This window comes from Paraferrimonas sedimenticola, assembly GCF_002282855.1.
GTDB lineage: Bacteria > Pseudomonadota > Gammaproteobacteria > Enterobacterales > Shewanellaceae > Paraferrimonas > Paraferrimonas sedimenticola.
Genome location: NZ_NRIR01000001.1, coordinates 139,884 through 155,493, shown reverse-complemented (window position 1 = coordinate 155,493; position 15,610 = coordinate 139,884). Strand labels below are relative to the sequence as shown.

General features: G+C 51.4%; 16 protein-coding genes and 1 riboswitch. Of the genes, 10 read left to right on the top strand and 6 right to left on the bottom strand.

Annotated elements, in window-relative coordinates; translation table 11 throughout:
- Nucleotides 1-37: 37 nt before the first annotated feature.
- The 6 genes from CLC93_RS00690 to CLC93_RS00665 all read right to left on the bottom strand — a co-directional run bounded on the left by CLC93_RS00690 (nt 38) and on the right by CLC93_RS00665 (nt 5,564).
- On the bottom strand, nt 38-1,741 hold the full coding sequence (locus CLC93_RS00690) for a proline--tRNA ligase (RefSeq protein WP_095504015.1): 1,704 nt from the start codon (nt 1,739-1,741) through the stop codon (nt 38-40).
- A gap of 113 nt (nt 1,742-1,854) precedes the next feature.
- Complete coding sequence (locus tag CLC93_RS00685) at nt 1,855-2,490, bottom strand: acyltransferase (RefSeq protein WP_095504014.1); 636 nt, start codon at nt 2,488-2,490, stop codon at nt 1,855-1,857.
- Between the two features lie 13 nt (nt 2,491-2,503).
- Nucleotides 2,504-3,799, bottom strand: a complete 1,296-nt coding sequence (locus CLC93_RS00680) for a phosphatase PAP2 family protein (protein ID WP_095504013.1) — start codon at nt 3,797-3,799, stop codon at nt 2,504-2,506.
- Between the two features lie 69 nt (nt 3,800-3,868).
- Nucleotides 3,869-4,585 (bottom strand): tRNA (N6-threonylcarbamoyladenosine(37)-N6)-methyltransferase TrmO, encoded by a 717-nt coding sequence (gene tsaA / locus CLC93_RS00675; protein ID WP_095504012.1) that lies wholly within the window; start codon nt 4,583-4,585, stop codon nt 3,869-3,871.
- Entirely contained in the window at nt 4,575-4,955 is a 381-nt protein-coding gene (gene rcsF / locus CLC93_RS00670) for an Rcs stress response system protein RcsF (protein ID WP_211286772.1), read from the bottom strand. Before rcsF ends, tsaA begins: the two co-directional genes overlap by 11 nt.
- Before the next feature lie 213 nt (nt 4,956-5,168).
- The gene (locus tag CLC93_RS00665) at nt 5,169-5,564 is read right to left on the bottom strand and encodes an H-NS histone family protein (RefSeq protein ID WP_095504011.1); all 396 of its coding nucleotides are present in this window, start codon (nt 5,562-5,564) and stop codon (nt 5,169-5,171) included.
- A 304-nt stretch (nt 5,565-5,868) separates the two neighbouring features.
- Here CLC93_RS00665 and CLC93_RS00660 point away from each other — a divergent pair, with 304 nt between their 5' ends.
- The 10 genes from CLC93_RS00660 (at nt 5,869) to CLC93_RS00615 (ending at nt 15,507) form a co-directional block, all read left to right on the top strand.
- Nucleotides 5,869-6,621, top strand: a complete 753-nt coding sequence (locus CLC93_RS00660) for an electron transfer flavoprotein subunit beta/FixA family protein (RefSeq protein WP_095504010.1) — start codon at nt 5,869-5,871, stop codon at nt 6,619-6,621.
- Nucleotides 6,618-7,547 (top strand): electron transfer flavoprotein subunit alpha/FixB family protein, encoded by a 930-nt coding sequence (locus CLC93_RS00655; protein WP_095504009.1) that lies wholly within the window; start codon nt 6,618-6,620, stop codon nt 7,545-7,547. The genes CLC93_RS00660 and CLC93_RS00655 overlap by 4 nt, the downstream gene beginning before the upstream one ends.
- Nucleotides 7,548-7,649: 102 nt before the next feature.
- Nucleotides 7,650-7,838: riboswitch (Lysine riboswitch) on the top strand.
- A gap of 72 nt (nt 7,839-7,910) precedes the next feature.
- Complete coding sequence (locus CLC93_RS00650; RefSeq protein ID WP_095504008.1) at nt 7,911-9,473, top strand: Na+/H+ antiporter NhaC family protein; 1,563 nt, start codon at nt 7,911-7,913, stop codon at nt 9,471-9,473.
- 84 nt (nt 9,474-9,557) lie between these two features.
- On the top strand, nt 9,558-10,142 hold the full coding sequence (locus CLC93_RS00645; protein WP_095504007.1) for a thymidine kinase: 585 nt from the start codon (nt 9,558-9,560) through the stop codon (nt 10,140-10,142).
- A 6-nt stretch (nt 10,143-10,148) separates the two neighbouring features.
- Nucleotides 10,149-10,622 (top strand): DUF2919 domain-containing protein, encoded by a 474-nt coding sequence (locus CLC93_RS00640; RefSeq protein WP_095504006.1) that lies wholly within the window; start codon nt 10,149-10,151, stop codon nt 10,620-10,622.
- Between the two features lie 26 nt (nt 10,623-10,648).
- A complete protein-coding gene (locus CLC93_RS00635) occupies nt 10,649-11,473 on the top strand; it encodes an SDR family oxidoreductase (protein WP_095504005.1) in 825 nt (274 codons plus the stop codon).
- 23 nt (nt 11,474-11,496) lie between these two features.
- Nucleotides 11,497-12,099, top strand: coding sequence for a thiol:disulfide interchange protein DsbA/DsbL (locus CLC93_RS00630; RefSeq protein ID WP_169902741.1), 603 nt, complete (start codon nt 11,497-11,499; stop codon nt 12,097-12,099).
- A gap of 57 nt (nt 12,100-12,156) precedes the next feature.
- Entirely contained in the window at nt 12,157-13,305 is a 1,149-nt protein-coding gene (locus CLC93_RS00625) for a dicarboxylate/amino acid:cation symporter (protein ID WP_095504003.1), read from the top strand.
- 231 nt (nt 13,306-13,536) lie between these two features.
- Nucleotides 13,537-13,803: a DUF4212 domain-containing protein gene (locus CLC93_RS00620; protein WP_095504519.1), complete on the top strand. Its 267-nt coding sequence runs from the start codon at nt 13,537-13,539 to the stop codon at nt 13,801-13,803.
- Between the two features lie 3 nt (nt 13,804-13,806).
- Nucleotides 13,807-15,507: a sodium:solute symporter family protein gene (locus tag CLC93_RS00615; protein ID WP_095504002.1), complete on the top strand. Its 1,701-nt coding sequence runs from the start codon at nt 13,807-13,809 to the stop codon at nt 15,505-15,507.
- Nucleotides 15,508-15,610: the final 103 nt, after the last annotated feature.

Genomic DNA, 15,610 nt, shown 5'->3' with positions numbered 1-15,610 from the left:
CCCGCATCAAGCGGGCTTGTTCAATTTAGCCAAAAGCTTAGCTCAGCTTAGCAATTACCTCGTCCAAGCTCATCTCAACTTTCTCGCCGTCGCGACGTGACTTGTACTCAACCACGCCTTTGTCCAGGCTGCGCTCACCGATAACGATAGTGTGCGGAATACCAATCAACTCGGCATCGTTAAACATCACACCAGGGCGCTCTTTACGGTCGTCAAACAAGACTTCAACACCAGCGTCAGTCAGCTTTTGATAAAGCTCGTTAGCGGTCTCTTGAACGCGATGCGACTTGTGCATGTTCATAGGAACGATAACCACTTTGAACGGGGCAATGGCTTCTGGCCAAATGATGCCGCGGTCGTCGTGGTTTTGCTCGATAGCGGCAGCAACGATGCGCGATACACCCACACCGTAGCAGCCCATAATAAGCGTTTGCGACTTACCGTTTTCGTCCAGCACGTTGGCGTTCATGGCTTCTGAGTACTTGGTACCCAATTGGAAGATGTGGCCAACTTCGATACCGCGTGCAAGCGCAATCTTGCCATTGCCATCTGGCGAGATTTCGCCTTCTAGGATGTTGCGCAAATCCATGGTTTCTGGAGTAGCAACATCGCGCTCCCAGTTGATGCCAAAGTAGTGTTTGCCGTCGATATTCGCACCAGCGCCAAAATCAGACATGACCGCTACAGCGTGATCGGCAATCACAGGAATCGACAGGTTCACAGGACCTAGCGAGCCTGCACCAGCGCCTATGGTGTCTTTGATTTGCTCGTCAGTGGCGAACTCTAGCGGAGCCGCAACTAGTGGGTGCTTTTCCGCTTTCACTTCGTTGAGCTCGTGGTCACCGCGAACTAGCAGGGCAACGAACTCAGCGCCAGCGTCGTCGGCCGCTTTAACGATAAGAGTCTTAACGGTTTGCTCAATACCCAACTCAAACTGCTCAACCAACTGCTCGATGGTTTTCGCATTTGGGGTATCAACCAACTCCATTTCACGAGTTGCTGCAGCGCGCTCAGAAGTAGGCATCGGTGCTTCGGCGCGCTCGATGTTCGCGGCGTACTCGCCACCGTCGGCGTAAGCAATCAAGTCTTCGCCGCTTTGTGCCAACACGTGGAACTCGTGAGACAAGCTACCGCCAATTGAGCCACTGTCGGCCAATACTGGGCGGAATTCCAAGTCCATGCGCTTGAAGATGTTGCAATAAGCATCAAACATCAGCTGGTAGGTGTCGTTCATACAGTCTTGGCTGATGTGGAACGAGTAGGCGTCCTTCATTAGGAATTCGCGGGCGCGCATCACACCAAAGCGAGGACGAACTTCGTCGCGGAACTTGGTTTGAATCTGGTATAGGTTCACCGGTAATTGCTTGTAAGAAGAAATTTCCTTTGAAACCATTTCGGTGATCACTTCTTCGTGGGTTGGACCCAGCACGAAGTCACGGTGATGACGGTCTTTGATACGCAGCAGCTCGGGGCCAAACTGATCCCAACGCTGAGTTTGTTGCCACAAATCTCCTGGCTGAACCATTGGCATCAGGGTTTCAACCGCGCCAGCTTTGTTCATTTCTTCGCGAACAATGTTCTCAACTTTGCGCAGCACGCGCAGGCCGCTTGGCAGCCAGGTGTACAAACCTGAGGCCAGTTTGCGGATCATTCCGGCGCGCAACATCAGCTGGTGGCTGACGATCTCGGCGTCGGATGGAGTTTCTTTTTGGGTAGATAGTAGGTATTGGCTGGTGCGCATGGCCACATCCGTAAGACTATGAAATTCGAAAGAGCGATATTGTAGCAGTATGCCCAGTAGCGCGGTAGCCTCGAAAGCGGCAAATTAGCTCATGTTTTAACAAGTGGATTTAATTAGCGGCTTTTCTTAAGCCCAGCCTTGGGCTTATCGCGCCGATCGCCGATTTGAAGGGCAGGGTTGCCCGCCATAATCGCATACTCCGGTACATCTTTGGTCACCACGGCGTTCATACCGATGACCGCGTGGTTACCAATGCTCACTCCATCGACAATTCCAACGCGTGCCCCGATCCAGACATCCTCGCCGATGCGAATGCCTTGACTGCTGATGGGCTGCTGATACACCTCGTCATCCGGCGCCATGCCATGGTTAAACGCCACTATCGAGCAACCGTGAGCGATACGAGAGTTATTGCCAATGCGAATGCCGGCGCGGCTACCGTCTAGATGACAACCGTGGTTAATCGCAACCGCGTCACCCAGCTCGATGGGGCCATGAAATACACAATCCGCCGCTACAAAGCTTTGCTCGCCAATGCGTATATCGCGCCCAGGCTCGGCAAACAGCTGCGCGCCTTCTGCTATAAAGGCCGATGGGGCAATTTGCACAGTTTCAAGGGTCATCCAGTGTTGGTGGAGCTCGGCTTGCCAAGGCTTCGCCCAAGCCAGCAATTTAGGCTTGAGGCGAAAGTACAGCCAAGGCATGTAGTTGAAACGTTGTTTGTGTTGGGCTTGGTAATCCGGTGCCATTAGTTGTTAGCGATTAAAAGTGGTATCCCACTTTTAGTCCAATCGAATCGTAGGAGACTTCGTTGTACAAATTGGTTTCGTCGTAGCGGTGTTTATAGCGTCCTGCTTCAACACCGGCGTACCACTGTTGGTTGAAATCATAACGGAAACGGCCGCCTAAGTAATGATGACGATTGTTTTGCCAACGGGCGTATCGACCTTCCGCTGCCAATGAAATTTGCGGTGTGATGCGGTAGCCAAGAGTGCCACCCACTGCCGGCATAATTCGATTTTGAACCACTTCCGATAAACGACCTCCATCGTAGATGTCCATCGCCAAGCGTTGATGCTGGAAGGTCAAACCCGCACGAGCACGAACAATGAAATTAGTGTCCGGTAGCAAACGCAGCTGATAGTCGGTATCAAGTTGCCACAAGTGAGAGGAGAACACGGTGCGCTCGCCAGCCGAGTACATTTGTCCGTTAAACTTCACATCCCTTAATAACACTGAGTCATCAACGCGATTGTAAGGGACAAAGGTCACGTGCACGTCGGAGTATTTATTGATAGCGTAAGCAAAGTTGAGAGCCGAGAAGGTATCCGGATCCTCGTTTAAGTTCAGCTCTCGAGAATCAATTGGCCCGTCATCACCGGTCGCAAATACGTTGTAATTGGGTTTGGCACTACCAAAGCTCAATTGAAAGCGCCAGCGATAGTCTTTGGGTTTGCTGGTGGCCTGACTGGTCGAAGCTGATGCTAGAGCTAAACCCGGGACGTAGGAGAAATTCATCGCCATTCCGTCTTTGGTTGGGGTGGGCTGTATTACCAAGTCGCTCTCATAGGGTTCGGTGAAATACAGTGAGCTTAATACACCAAACGAAGCGCCCACGACCACATCATCGACGAAGTGCTTGTTAGCGACAAGACGGCTATAACCGGTGAGCGCGGCACCCGTGTAGGCCACTACGCCAACCGTATTACCGTATCTATGGTGTAAGTAAGCCGCACCCGAGAAAGCAGCAGAGGTGTGACCGGAAGGAAACGAGTTGTTGGCCGAGGCATCGGGTCGCAGCTTTTTGAAGCCCGCCTTAAAGGTATGCGTCGCGGCGGCGGTTGCAGCGACAGTCTTAGTCGCCATCCAGGCACCTTCGGTATCGCCCCAAGCCCAGCTGCCCACAATCGCGGTGCCGGGCAGTAGGATTTGCAGCCAATCGCCGGCTTTTACTAGGTTATTGCGTTCGCCCTGAATCAGTTCCGATTTGGCGTCAACGGGAGATGTGAATAAAGCCGCTACCACGGCGGCTGAAACTAAGGTCACAGAGGCTTTCATAGGCGTCCTTTCGGTTGCAGTAAATTCGAGGGACGAGCAACCGTTGAAATCTGTGGCCGATACTGCTGGCTAATTGTTCAACGGGGCAACACTTTCTACTTTGGCACAGCCGTCATTGAAGTGCCAACTAATATCTAAATCAAATAGTTGCATGGTATAGCGCTTGTCATCTTGACGCTTGGCTTTGTAGGCGGGTCTGGGGTCTTGTTGCAGCACTTCAACGATTATTTGCTGCAAATTTGGGTACTTACTCACCGGCAGTTGTTGTATGAGTTGTAGTGCAGCCTTGGCAAACTCAACGCTAATGGTTTGCGGCGCCTTCTGCGCCATACCACCGCGGGCCTTAGGTATTGAATCGGCGTATGGAATGTAAGGCTTAATGTCGATAATTGGTGTGCCGTCGAGTAGATCCATGCCGCGAATGATGACTCTTGGCGGGCGACTGTCGATGTCTACAGCTTCTATTTCAACCACGGACTGGCCAAGCCCGTTGGGTCTGAAGGTCGAGCGAGAGGCCAGTACGCCAATCCGGGCATTTCCACCAAGGCGAGGCGGGCGTATGGTCGGGCGCCAGCCTTGTTCTAGATTTTGATGGAATAAAAAGGTCAGCCAGATATGCGAGTATTGCTCGAGACCGCGTAACAGATCCGGATTATCGAATCCGGGGGCCATTTCGATAATACCCTGTGCCGCCGGAACTAAACCCGGCTGGCGAGGGATGGCGAATTTTTGCGCGTATGGCGTGCGACACACCCCAATAGGCTCAATCGAATAGCTATTGCTCATTGAACTCGCTGTAGATGGCTTGGCCGTAACAAATGTACTCGGCCACGCAAATATTGGAGGTTTCTTTGATGCACTGTTGGAATATCACTCCATTGGCGCCGAGATCAGCCGCTTCTCTGCGCGCTTGAGTGCGAGCTTCAGCCTCGTTTGGCGGCGGTGCATCTTGGGTTTCCTGGCAGCTACTGCCTTCGACTAGGCCCATGTTTAGGTGTTGCTCTGGCGCATCGGCTTCGGACTCATAAATTTCAACTTCGCTGGCTTTGTAATACTCTTTGAAGTTATCTGCGTCTAAATTGGTCTTAAACTCCATATTTGCGCAGCCAGAGATCAGCGCTGTTGCTGTCATTAAACCGAGTATTTGAACCTTCATTTGGGATACCTTCTAATCCTTGAAGAGACGATTGTAGCAGGCCAGTTAAGATCACTGAATGCCTTTGTGCATTTTGTTGTCATTAATCTGATTGGCGTACAAAACATAATCCGGCCTTTTTCGACCTAATTTAATAGGGCTCATGTACTTCGAATGATTTGAATAAAAAAGCCCAGCGCTAGGCTGGGCTAAATAGGTCTGATAGATATTCGGTTAGATTAAGAAATCGTCTAGCGACTTGCCATCTTCTTTAATGGCTTCCTTGAATACGTTTGGCGTGCGGCCTTGGCCGGTCCAAGTAATGCGTTCACCATTGACTTCGATGGCGTATTTAGGCGGGCGCGGTGCGCGTTTTTTCGGAGCGGCTTTTGCACTTGGGCCTTCTAGGTCTTCAACCGATAAACCCATTTCTTCCATTTGTTTACGCAGTGCTTCAATTTGTTGCAGACGTTCTTTCTGCGCTTCTGCAGCAGCGGCTTCTTCAACTTCTCTATCGGCGATAACTTTTTCAAGTTTACCGGCGACTTCGCGCAATTCATCAATGCTTAAATCTTTTACAGCAGCTTTAAAACGGCGACCATGGGTCAAGATATCAGTGAAATCAGACATAATATTTGTTTTAACCTTTAGTTAGATTAACGAGCAGCGTTAATGTGAGATATTTATTATCTGGCTGTATATTAGAACCAGTTTTGATAATGATCAATTATTTTGTCTTTATTCAGATTAAATTAGTTGTTCGCCATTCTTTATATTATTCAAATAATAAAATTTGAATTAAGTATATTCGCGGCGCGGTTTGCATGAAAAAGCGTCAATCAAAGCGGGCTTGGGGTTAGTTGACGTAAAGGTAAACCCTAGGTAGAGTGAGCCATGCATAATAATTACTCGCAGCATATAACAAGGAATCTGCATGAAAGTCTTAGTTCCGGTTAAGCGCGTTGTCGATGCCAACGTGAAAGTTCGGGTTAACGCCGAACAATCAGCGGTTGATACGGCCAACCTGAAAATGGCCATTAACCCCTTCTGTGAAATTGCGGTCGAAGAAGCGGTACGCTTGAAAGAAGCCGGCAAAGCCAGTGAAGTAGTCGTAGTTAGCATTGGCGTGAAGAACGCTCAAGAGCAATTGCGCACCGCCATGGCCCTAGGTGCGGATCGCGGTATTCTAGTGGAAACCGACCAAGAGCTGTCGCCGCTGTCGGTGGCCAAAGTCCTAAAAGCCATCAACGACAAAGAACAAGCCGACCTAGTAATACTGGGTAAGCAATCCATCGATGGCGACAACAATCAAACCGGTCAAATGCTCGCTGCCCTAAGCGGCATGCCTCAGGCGACTTTCGCCTCTGTGGTTGAGCTAGAAGACGGTGCCTTGACTGTGACTCGCGAAGTAGACGCGGGTAGCCAAACCATCAAAATGAACTTGCCAGCGGTTGTGACTGCTGACTTGCGTCTTAACGAGCCGCGTTATGCCTCGCTGCCAAACATCATGAAAGCCAAGCGCAAACCCCTTGAGACCATGGCATTGGCCGATCTTGAGCTGCCGCTAAAAGAACACCAAAAAGTATTGGCGGTTAAAGCGCCAAGCGAGCGTCAAGCGGGCATCATGGTAGAAACTGTGGCCGAGCTAGTGGACAAATTACGCAATGAAGCGAAGGTGATTTCATGAAGACCCTAATTGTAGCTGAGCACAGCAATCAAACTCTAAAGGCCGATACCGCCAAAGCCGTTAGCGCAGCAGCCCAATTGTCGGGTGAAGTCCACGTGCTGGTCGCCGGTCACCAAGTGGGTGGCGTGGCAGAGCAAGCCGCTGCGATTGCCGGTGTGGATCAAGTGATTACTCTGGACAACGAAGCCGCAGCCCACAGCCTAGTAGAGTCGCTGACCGATTCTGTGGTGGCTTTGGCCAAAGACTACAGCCACGTATTGGCCATGTCTTCGTCGTTTGGCAAAGACTTGATGCCTCGTGTTGCTGCACTGCTAGACGTGGCTCAGGTGTCTGACGTTATCGCGATTGAGTCTGACGACACTTTTATTCACCCAATCTATGCGGGTAACGCGCTAGAGACGGTTCAGTCGTTTGACGACATCAAGGTACTGACATTGCGTGCCAGTGCGTTTGACGCGGCGGGTGAGGGCGGCAGTGCTGCGGTGGTCGCTGGCGATTTTGTTGCACCAAGCGTGCAAACAGAGTTCGTAGGCGAAGAGCTGAGCGTGAGCGAGCGTCCTGATCTTGGCAACGCCGATATCGTAGTTTCTGGCGGTCGTGGTCTGGGAAGTGCTGAGAACTTTGCAATTCTAGAGCAATTGGCCGACAAACTGGGTGCCGCCATGGGTGCTTCACGCGCTGCGGTTGACGCCGGTTTTGTTGCCAACGATTTGCAAGTGGGTCAAACCGGTAAGATTGTTGCGCCATCACTGTACATTGCGGTGGGAATCTCAGGAGCGATTCAGCACTTGGCGGGCATGAAAGACTCGAAAGTGATCGTTGCAATTAACAAGGATCCTGAAGCGCCTATCTTCCAGGTGGCAGACTATGGTTTGGCGGCGGATTTGTTTGAAGCCTTGCCAGAGCTTACTGAACTGTTGAACTAATCGCCTAATTCGCTAAATTAGGTGATCTGGATCATGTAAAGCGCCATTTGGATTAGCCTCCAAATTGGCGCTTGTGTTTATATAGCGGCCTCGCTTTTTTGCGAGTTAAGTAGAGGTCGCGTTGGCTATCAGTCATTAGCGTTAGGGTGAGACCTATGAGCGCTAATAAAAGGAGTCAACGCCGAAACATCAGTCGGCTCAACCACTGGTGTTGGGGCTGTCACCGAATAGGGACAGCACTGCCATAGTCGGGCATTACGCCATTAACCACTATGGAGCGCTACTTGAAACGGCTTATTTCTATCTCAAGCTTGCCGATTTCAAAGCCCTCCGAACGCAAGTAATTAAGTAAAGATAGAATTTATGAGCCTAACCAGTTATGCCGACTCGGCGCTGTCACTAATTCCACCCCTTCTAGCCATATCAATGGCAGTTGTCACTCGAAAAGTTTTGCCGTCCCTTGGGGTAGGTATTCTCGCCGGTATCCTAATGTTGACTCAGTTCGACTTGGGTGCAGCGGCCACCCATCTCGCTCAAACCGTTTCCGGCCTGTTTGTCGAAGATGGCGGTGCTAATTGGGGCAACTTGTACATATTGCTGTTCTTGGTCATTTTGGGCGCGACCACAGCGCTAATTAGCGCGTCAGGCTCGGCTCGTGCCTTTGCCGATTGGGCACGCCAACGCATTCGCACCAAGCGCGACGCTAAACTTCTGACCATGGCTCTCGGAGTTGTGGTATTTATCGACGATTACTTTAATTCGCTGGTGGTGGGCAGTGTGTCGCGTCCGATCACTGACCGTTACTACGTCAGTCGCGCCAAACTGGCTTACATACTGGATTCCACCGCAGCTCCTGTGTGTGTGATTTCTCCGGTATCGAGCTGGGGTGCGTATATCATCGCGCTTATCGGTGGTTTGTTAGCGGCTCGCGGCTATGACGGTGGCGGTCAACTGGCCACCTTTGTGCAAATGATCCCAATGAACTTCTACGCCATATTCGCGTTGATTCTGCTGTTTGCTGTGGTGTGGTTCGGCTTGGACGTGGGCCCTATGCTGCGCCACGAAATCAAAGCCCAAAAAGGCGAGCTATACGACCCTGAGCGCGGCAATCCGCCGGGCACCAACGCTGAGCTTGAAGAAGCCAATAACGGCTCGGTGGCGGGTTTGTTTGGGCCAATCATTACGCTTGTGGTCGCTACCGCCAGCTTCATGGTTGCCAGTGGTGCGGCAGAGCTTGCCGACGCCGGTCAGGCCTTCAGTATTTTGGGTGCGTTTGAAAACACCAATGTGGGCTACTCATTGTTCAATGGCTCTGTGGCCGGTTTGGCCGTGACTTTGGTGTTCGCATTCAAACAACGCCTTGAAGGTCAGTTGATTGTTCAAGCGGTCATCGCCGGCGCTCGCTCCATGCTACCCGCGGCTTACATTCTGCTATTCGCCTGGGCTATCGGCGGCATTATCGGTGAAGTGGAAACCGGAAAGTATCTAGTGAGCCAGCTTGAAGGCGCGATTGCGCCTGAGTACATGCCTATGGTGTTGTTTTTGCTAGCGGGTTTTACCGCCTTCTCTACCGGCACCAGCTGGGGTACTTTTGGCATTATGCTGCCAATCGCCGCGGACATGGCGATGGGCACCGACACTACACTGATGCTACCTATGCTATCTGCGGTATTGGCCGGCGCGGTATTTGGCGATCACTGTTCGCCAATTTCTGATACCACCATTTTGTCGTCCACTGGTGCGGGCTGTCACCACATCGACCACGTGACCACTCAGTTGCCATACGCCTTGATGGTGGCGGGTATCAGCTTGGTAGGTTATCTGGTGCTGGGTATGACTCACTCGCTGATTACTGCATTGCTGGTATGTAGCGTTTTGGTCACCTTGGTTATCGCACTGCTAAAATTTAAGCAGTCACGCTACTAGGCTCACGCTTAGCAAGGGAAAGAGGCCTTTTCGGGCCTCTTTTTTGTTAGACTCATGCGCACACGCGTTTAAGGAGAAAAGCCAGTGGCTCAGTTGTACTTTTATTACGCGGCAATGAATGCCGGTAAATCCACCTCGCTGTTGCAGTCGGCCTATAACTACCGCGAGCGAGGCATGCGCCCCCTGGTTATTACCGCAAGCATCGACGACCGCTATGGCGTTGGCAAAATCACCTCTCGAATTGGTATCGAGTCCGATGCCTTGATGTTCGGCAGTGCTGACAATTTGATGCAGCTTATCAATCAGCAGCACCAACAAGAGAACTTGCATTGCGTACTGGTGGACGAGGCTCAGTTCCTGTCAAAAGAGCAGGTCACTCAGCTGGCAGAAGTGGTAGATATGTTGGGCATCCCAGTGCTTTGTTATGGCCTGCGCACCGATTTTCAGGGCGAGCTGTTCCCCGGTAGCCAGTACTTGTTGGCCTGGGCCGACAAGCTAGTAGAGCTTAAAACCATTTGTCACTGTGGTCGTAAAGCCATCATGGTGGTGCGCATGAACGAAGAGGGGCATGCCATTCGCGAAGGCGAGCAGGTGCAGATTGGCGGTAACGACCGCTACGTGTCCATGTGCCGTCGTCACTATCGCGATTTGGTATGGGACACTCAGTAGTCCGCCATGTATAAGCGCCGCATCAACTTCGAATGGCTCGATGACAAAGGCCATGTAAAGCCGCCCATGTGGCTTTACTTGTTCTTAGCATGGGCCATGAAAGCGTATTTGGTGTGGATTGCCAGTCTGACCTATCGGGAAGACACCAGCTTGTTGATTGGGCTTGCGTATCCGTCTCATTCGGATTGGCAAATGGCGCTAGCCAGCGGCGCCGGTGGGGTGTTGTTGTTTGGACTGGTGTTAGCCGAGCGCCGGCGCAGTCCGGAATGGCTAATTGGCTTGTTTAGAAACAGTCGCTGGATACTGGCTGCCTTGTGGCTTGGGTTTGCAGCGCTGTGGCTGCAAGCGGTGGACAATCGCGATGGTCAGTTTCACTGGTCATTGGGGCTAGATGGCATCGTTTTGCTGTGGAGTTTGTTGTATGGCTTGCGCTCACGCCACCTGCAAGTTTATTTTAGCGATTGGTCAAAAGCCGATTAACTCACGCTGCGCGCAAGGAGCTTAAGTTGTCTACTGCAAAGAGTATCTCAATTATCAGCTGTGGCTGGTTTGGTCGCGCCTTGGGCGCGCACTTGAGCCAAAAGGGCTGGCAAGTGAAAGGGGCTAAGCGCGAGCTTGAAGCCGCTCAAGAACTGGCAGAGCAGGGCATTGAAGGCTATCAACTGAGCCTTGAGCCCAAGTTGATTTGCTCAAATATCGACGAGCTGCTGGATTCGGATTATTGCGTAGTGAATTTACCGCCGCGCCTGCGTGCGGGCGATAGCGATTATTTAGAAAAGCTAGACAATCTGTTAGCGGCAATGGCTAACAAGAGTTATCAGCGAGTAGTGTATATCAGCTCAACTGGGGTTTATTCGGACTCGCTTGAAGTGGCGACAGAGGCTGATGCCAGCGCGCACAGCGAATCTGCCCGAGTCATGTTAGAAGCTGAGCAGTGCTTTCAACAGGCGCACAATGCGGTGGTGATTCGCTTCGCCGGGTTAATTGGAGCTGGCCGTCAACCGGGCCGTTTTTTGGCGGGACGCAAGGATATGGCTAAGCCATTGGCACCGGTCAACTTGGTTCACTTACGCGATTGTGTGGCCGCTTGTGAGCATATACTCACGCTGGAGCAGGTGCAACCTGCCTACAATTTGGCAGCACCGGATCATCCGACTCGACGAGCGTTTTATCAGGCCGCTGCCGAGTCAATGGGGCTAGAGGCTCCACAGTTTATTGACGATCAACAAGCGGGTAAGCGGGTGGAATCGAGCGCGATTGTCCAGTCGGGTTACCGTTTTCAAGTCACTGACTTAATGGCTTGTTTGTCCGATCCAAATTCATGGAAGTGATTCAAAAAAATAAGGAGAGGAAAATGTTGTTAAGGGTTCTATTGCTCAGTTTGCTAACCAGTTGGTCGGTAATGGCCATGCCCACTCGCTTTGTCGAAGGGCAGGACTACCAAGTGGTGGCGTCGAAAACCACTGAACAAGCGAAAGAACTGAGAGTCTTTTTCTCATACAACTGTCCTCACTGTTACCGCCATCAGAGCGTGATTGAGGCGACTATGCCCAAACTTAGCGAGCCTTTACCACTGGTATGGAATCCTGTGGGCGTTGGCCGCAAAACCTGGGCATTGAGTCAATTGGCTCACCTGATAGCGGAGCGCTATAACAAGCGCGCCATCATGCAAATGGAGTTGTTTGAGCGAATACACGAGCGTGGGATGCCGCTACAGAGCCGCAATGACGTTGCCGCTTTCTTGGCACCCTTTGGGATCGATAAACAAGAGGTACTCAAAGTATCCAAAGATCCGCAACTGGCTCGACAAATGGAACAACTGGACCGCCGAGCTTTTAACGCCGAGATTTCTGGCGTACCAAGCTTACTGGTCAATGGGCGCTATTTGGTTAGCGCGAAGATCAACGACGCTGAAGTACTGGCGGACTTGATCGATTATTTGAGCGAATTGAATTAGCCAATCGCCAACAAAACCTCGTGTAACGAGGCAAATTATAAAACGAGTTAGCAATCAATGAATTTAATATTAAAACTGATTAGCGGTATTGCCGCCGGTATGCTGGTAGGCCTGTATGGCCCAGACTTTTTAGTACGTCTGCTGTTAACCGGACAAACCTTAATTGGGCAATTGATCGGTTTCACCATTCCACTGATCATTTTCTTCTTTATCGGTAGCGGTATCGCTTCCATGTCCTCGCAAGGCTCAGGCCTGTTGGGCAAAACCGTCGGCGTGGCTTACGGCTCAACCTTGCTGGCAGGTCTAATTGCCTTTGGCGTGGCCAGTCTGGTAGTACCTAGCCTGACCACAGAGTTGGCGGCGGTTGACGAAGAAGCACGAGTACTTAAGAGCTTTATCGAACTGGATATTCCGCCTATTTTTGGGGTGATGACCGCACTGGCGTTGGCCTTTGTATTTGGTATGGGAGCGAGCAAGCTACAGCGTCAAAACCTAATTGGCGGCTTAGAAGCCGGTCGTGATGTCATCGATTTGCTGCTGCGCTCGGTGATCATTCCTCTACTGCCTTTCTACATCGCCGGTGTGTTCGCCGACATGGCTGCCGCAGGCACTGTATTCGACACGCTGCAAACCTTCGGCGTGGTGCTGTTAGTCGCGCTGGTGATGCATTGGGGTTATATCAGCGTACTGTACGTGGTTACCGGTTTGGCCAATGGCAAACCGCCGCTGGGGTTGCTTAAGACCATGTTGCCAGCTTATGTGACGGCATTGGGTACCATGTCGTCAGCGGCGACCATTCCTGTGAGTTTGCGTCAGGTAAAAGAGAATGGCGTGACTCCTGAAGTGGCTAACGTGACTGTGCCTTTGTGCGCATCGATTCACTTGGCCGGATCGACCATTACTATCGTTACCTGCGCGATGGCGGTGATGCATCTATCACCCGAGTTGGGATTGCCAAGTCTAGGCGAAGCACTGCCATTTATCATGATGCTGGGCGTGGTGATGATTGCAGCCCCTGGTGCGCCGGGCGGTGCTGTGATGGCGGCTCTTGGTTTGCTCACCGGCATGATGGGCTTTAACGAAGCGGCAGTGGGTCTGATGATTGCCCTGTATCTAGCACAAGACAGCTTTGGTACCGCTTGTAACGTGACTTGTGACGGTGCTTTGTCTGTCTGGGTAGACCGCTGGAGTGGTAAGCAGTCCTAACTCACAACAACGCCAAGCCGTTTAACGCTTGTAGGCCGTTAGACTTAAGTCTAACGGCCTTTTTGTTGTCTATCGCGCCAGTCTATCCGTAACCTGTTGTTTTATATGGTTTTATGGCTAACTCAGCCATCAACTAATAAGCAACACTAGACTAAAGTCTTGCTTATTAGTTGGTCACATATTGCTAACTTATCCCTGATTATTAGAAAAACCATCATGGGGATCGATCAAATGGCATTCGAAAGCGATGACAAAGCCAAAGCCTACTGGAGCGAGAACATTCGCCTAGTACTTGGCCTATTGGCAATCTGGTTTAGCGTGTCGTTTCTATTCGGCATTGTGCTTGTAGAACCACTCAACGAAATTCGTTTCTTTGGCTTTAAGCTGGGCTTCTGGTTTGCTCAGCAGGGCTCCATCTACGTGTTTGTGGCACTCATCTTCGTCTACGTGGCCAAGATGAACGCTATCGACCGCAAATACGACGTACATGAGGACTAAGCCATGGATTTGCAATTACTGACTTTTATCATCGTTGGTGCAACCTTTGCGTTGTACATCGGTATCGCCATCTGGGCGCGTGCCGGTTCCACTAACGACTTCTACGTGGCTGGTGGTGGCGTACACCCAGTAGCCAACGGTATGGCAACCGCCGCCGACTGGATGTCAGCTGCCTCGTTTATTTCGATGGCCGGTCTGATTTCATTCATGGGCTATGACGGTGGCGTATACCTGATGGGCTGGACCGGTGGTTACGTGCTACTGGCTCTGTGTTTGGCGCCTTATCTACGTAAGTTTGGTAAGTTCACCGTGCCAGACTTCATCGGCGACCGTTATTACTCTAACACCGCGCGTACCGTTGCGGTTATCTGTGCCATCTTCATCTGTTTCACCTACTGCGCCGGTCAAATGCGCGGTGTTGGTGTGGTGTTCTCGCGCTTCTTAGAAGTTGATGTGACCACAGGTGTGATCATCGGTATGGGTATCGTGTTCTTCTACGCCGTACTTGGTGGTATGAAAGGTATTACCTACACCCAGGTGGCTCAGTACTGTGTATTGATTTGTGCCTACTTGGTACCAGCGGTATTTATCTCTATTCTGATGACCAACAACCCGATCCCTCAGTTGGGCTTTGGTAGTACAGTGGCCGACGGGACCTATCTGCTCGATAAACTCGACGGCTTATCCACGGAATTGGGCTTTAACGCTTATACCGACGGCACTAAGTCCACCATCGACGTATTCTTTATTACTGCAGCCTTGATGGTTGGTACTGCTGGTCTGCCACACGTGATTGTGCGCTTCTTCACCGTACCTAAGGTATCGGATGCGCGCCTGTCTGCCGGTTGGGCATTGGTATTTATTTCACTGCTTTACACCACTGCACCTGCGGTTGCTTCATTCGCTCGTGTAAACATGATTGAGACCATTAACGGTCAAGACATGCAGGGTGTGGAATACGCGCAAGCGCCTCAGTGGATTAAGAACTGGGAAGAAACCGGTCTTATCACCTTTGAAGATAAGAACGGCGACGGCAAGATGTTCTACTCGGGCGATGAGCGCAACGAGATGAAGATTGACCGTGACATCATGGTATTGGCCAACCCTGAAATTGCGAACCTACCTGCTTGGGTAATCGCTTTGGTGGCGGCCGGTGGTGTGGCTGCAGCACTGTCGACATCGGCGGGTCTGCTGCTGGTGATCTCAACCTCAGTGTCGCACGATTTGCTCAAACGAAACTTGATGCCGGATATTACCGACAAACAAGAGCTGATGTACGCGCGGATCGCGGCTGCGGTGGCGATTATGATTGCCGGTTACCTCGGGATTAATCCGCCCGGCTTTGTGGCGCAGGTGGTCGCCTTTGCCTTCGGCCTCGCGGCGAGCTCCTTCTTCCCAGCGATTATCATGGGTATCTTCATGAAGTCGATGAACAAAGAAGGTGCGATTTACGGCATGATCAGCGGTATCTTGTTCACCGCCGCTTACATCATTTACTTCAAGTTCGTAAACCCTGCGGCCAACACGCCTGACAACTGGTGGTTCGGTATCTCGCCAGAAGGTATTGGTACTCTGGGTATGCTGCTTAACTTCATCGTGGCGATTGTGGTGTCTAAAGTGACTCAGAACACGCCAGAAGAAGTGCAAGACATGGTTGAGAGTATTCGCTACCCGAAAGGTGCTGGCGGTGCGGTTGACCATTAGAGATTGATTGTCTCTCTGCTTTGAAAGGTGGCCTTTGGGTCACCTTTTTTTTGCCTGCGTGCTTTTTACCTGCGCTTTTGGCGTTGCTAGCGGCTACTCAGGG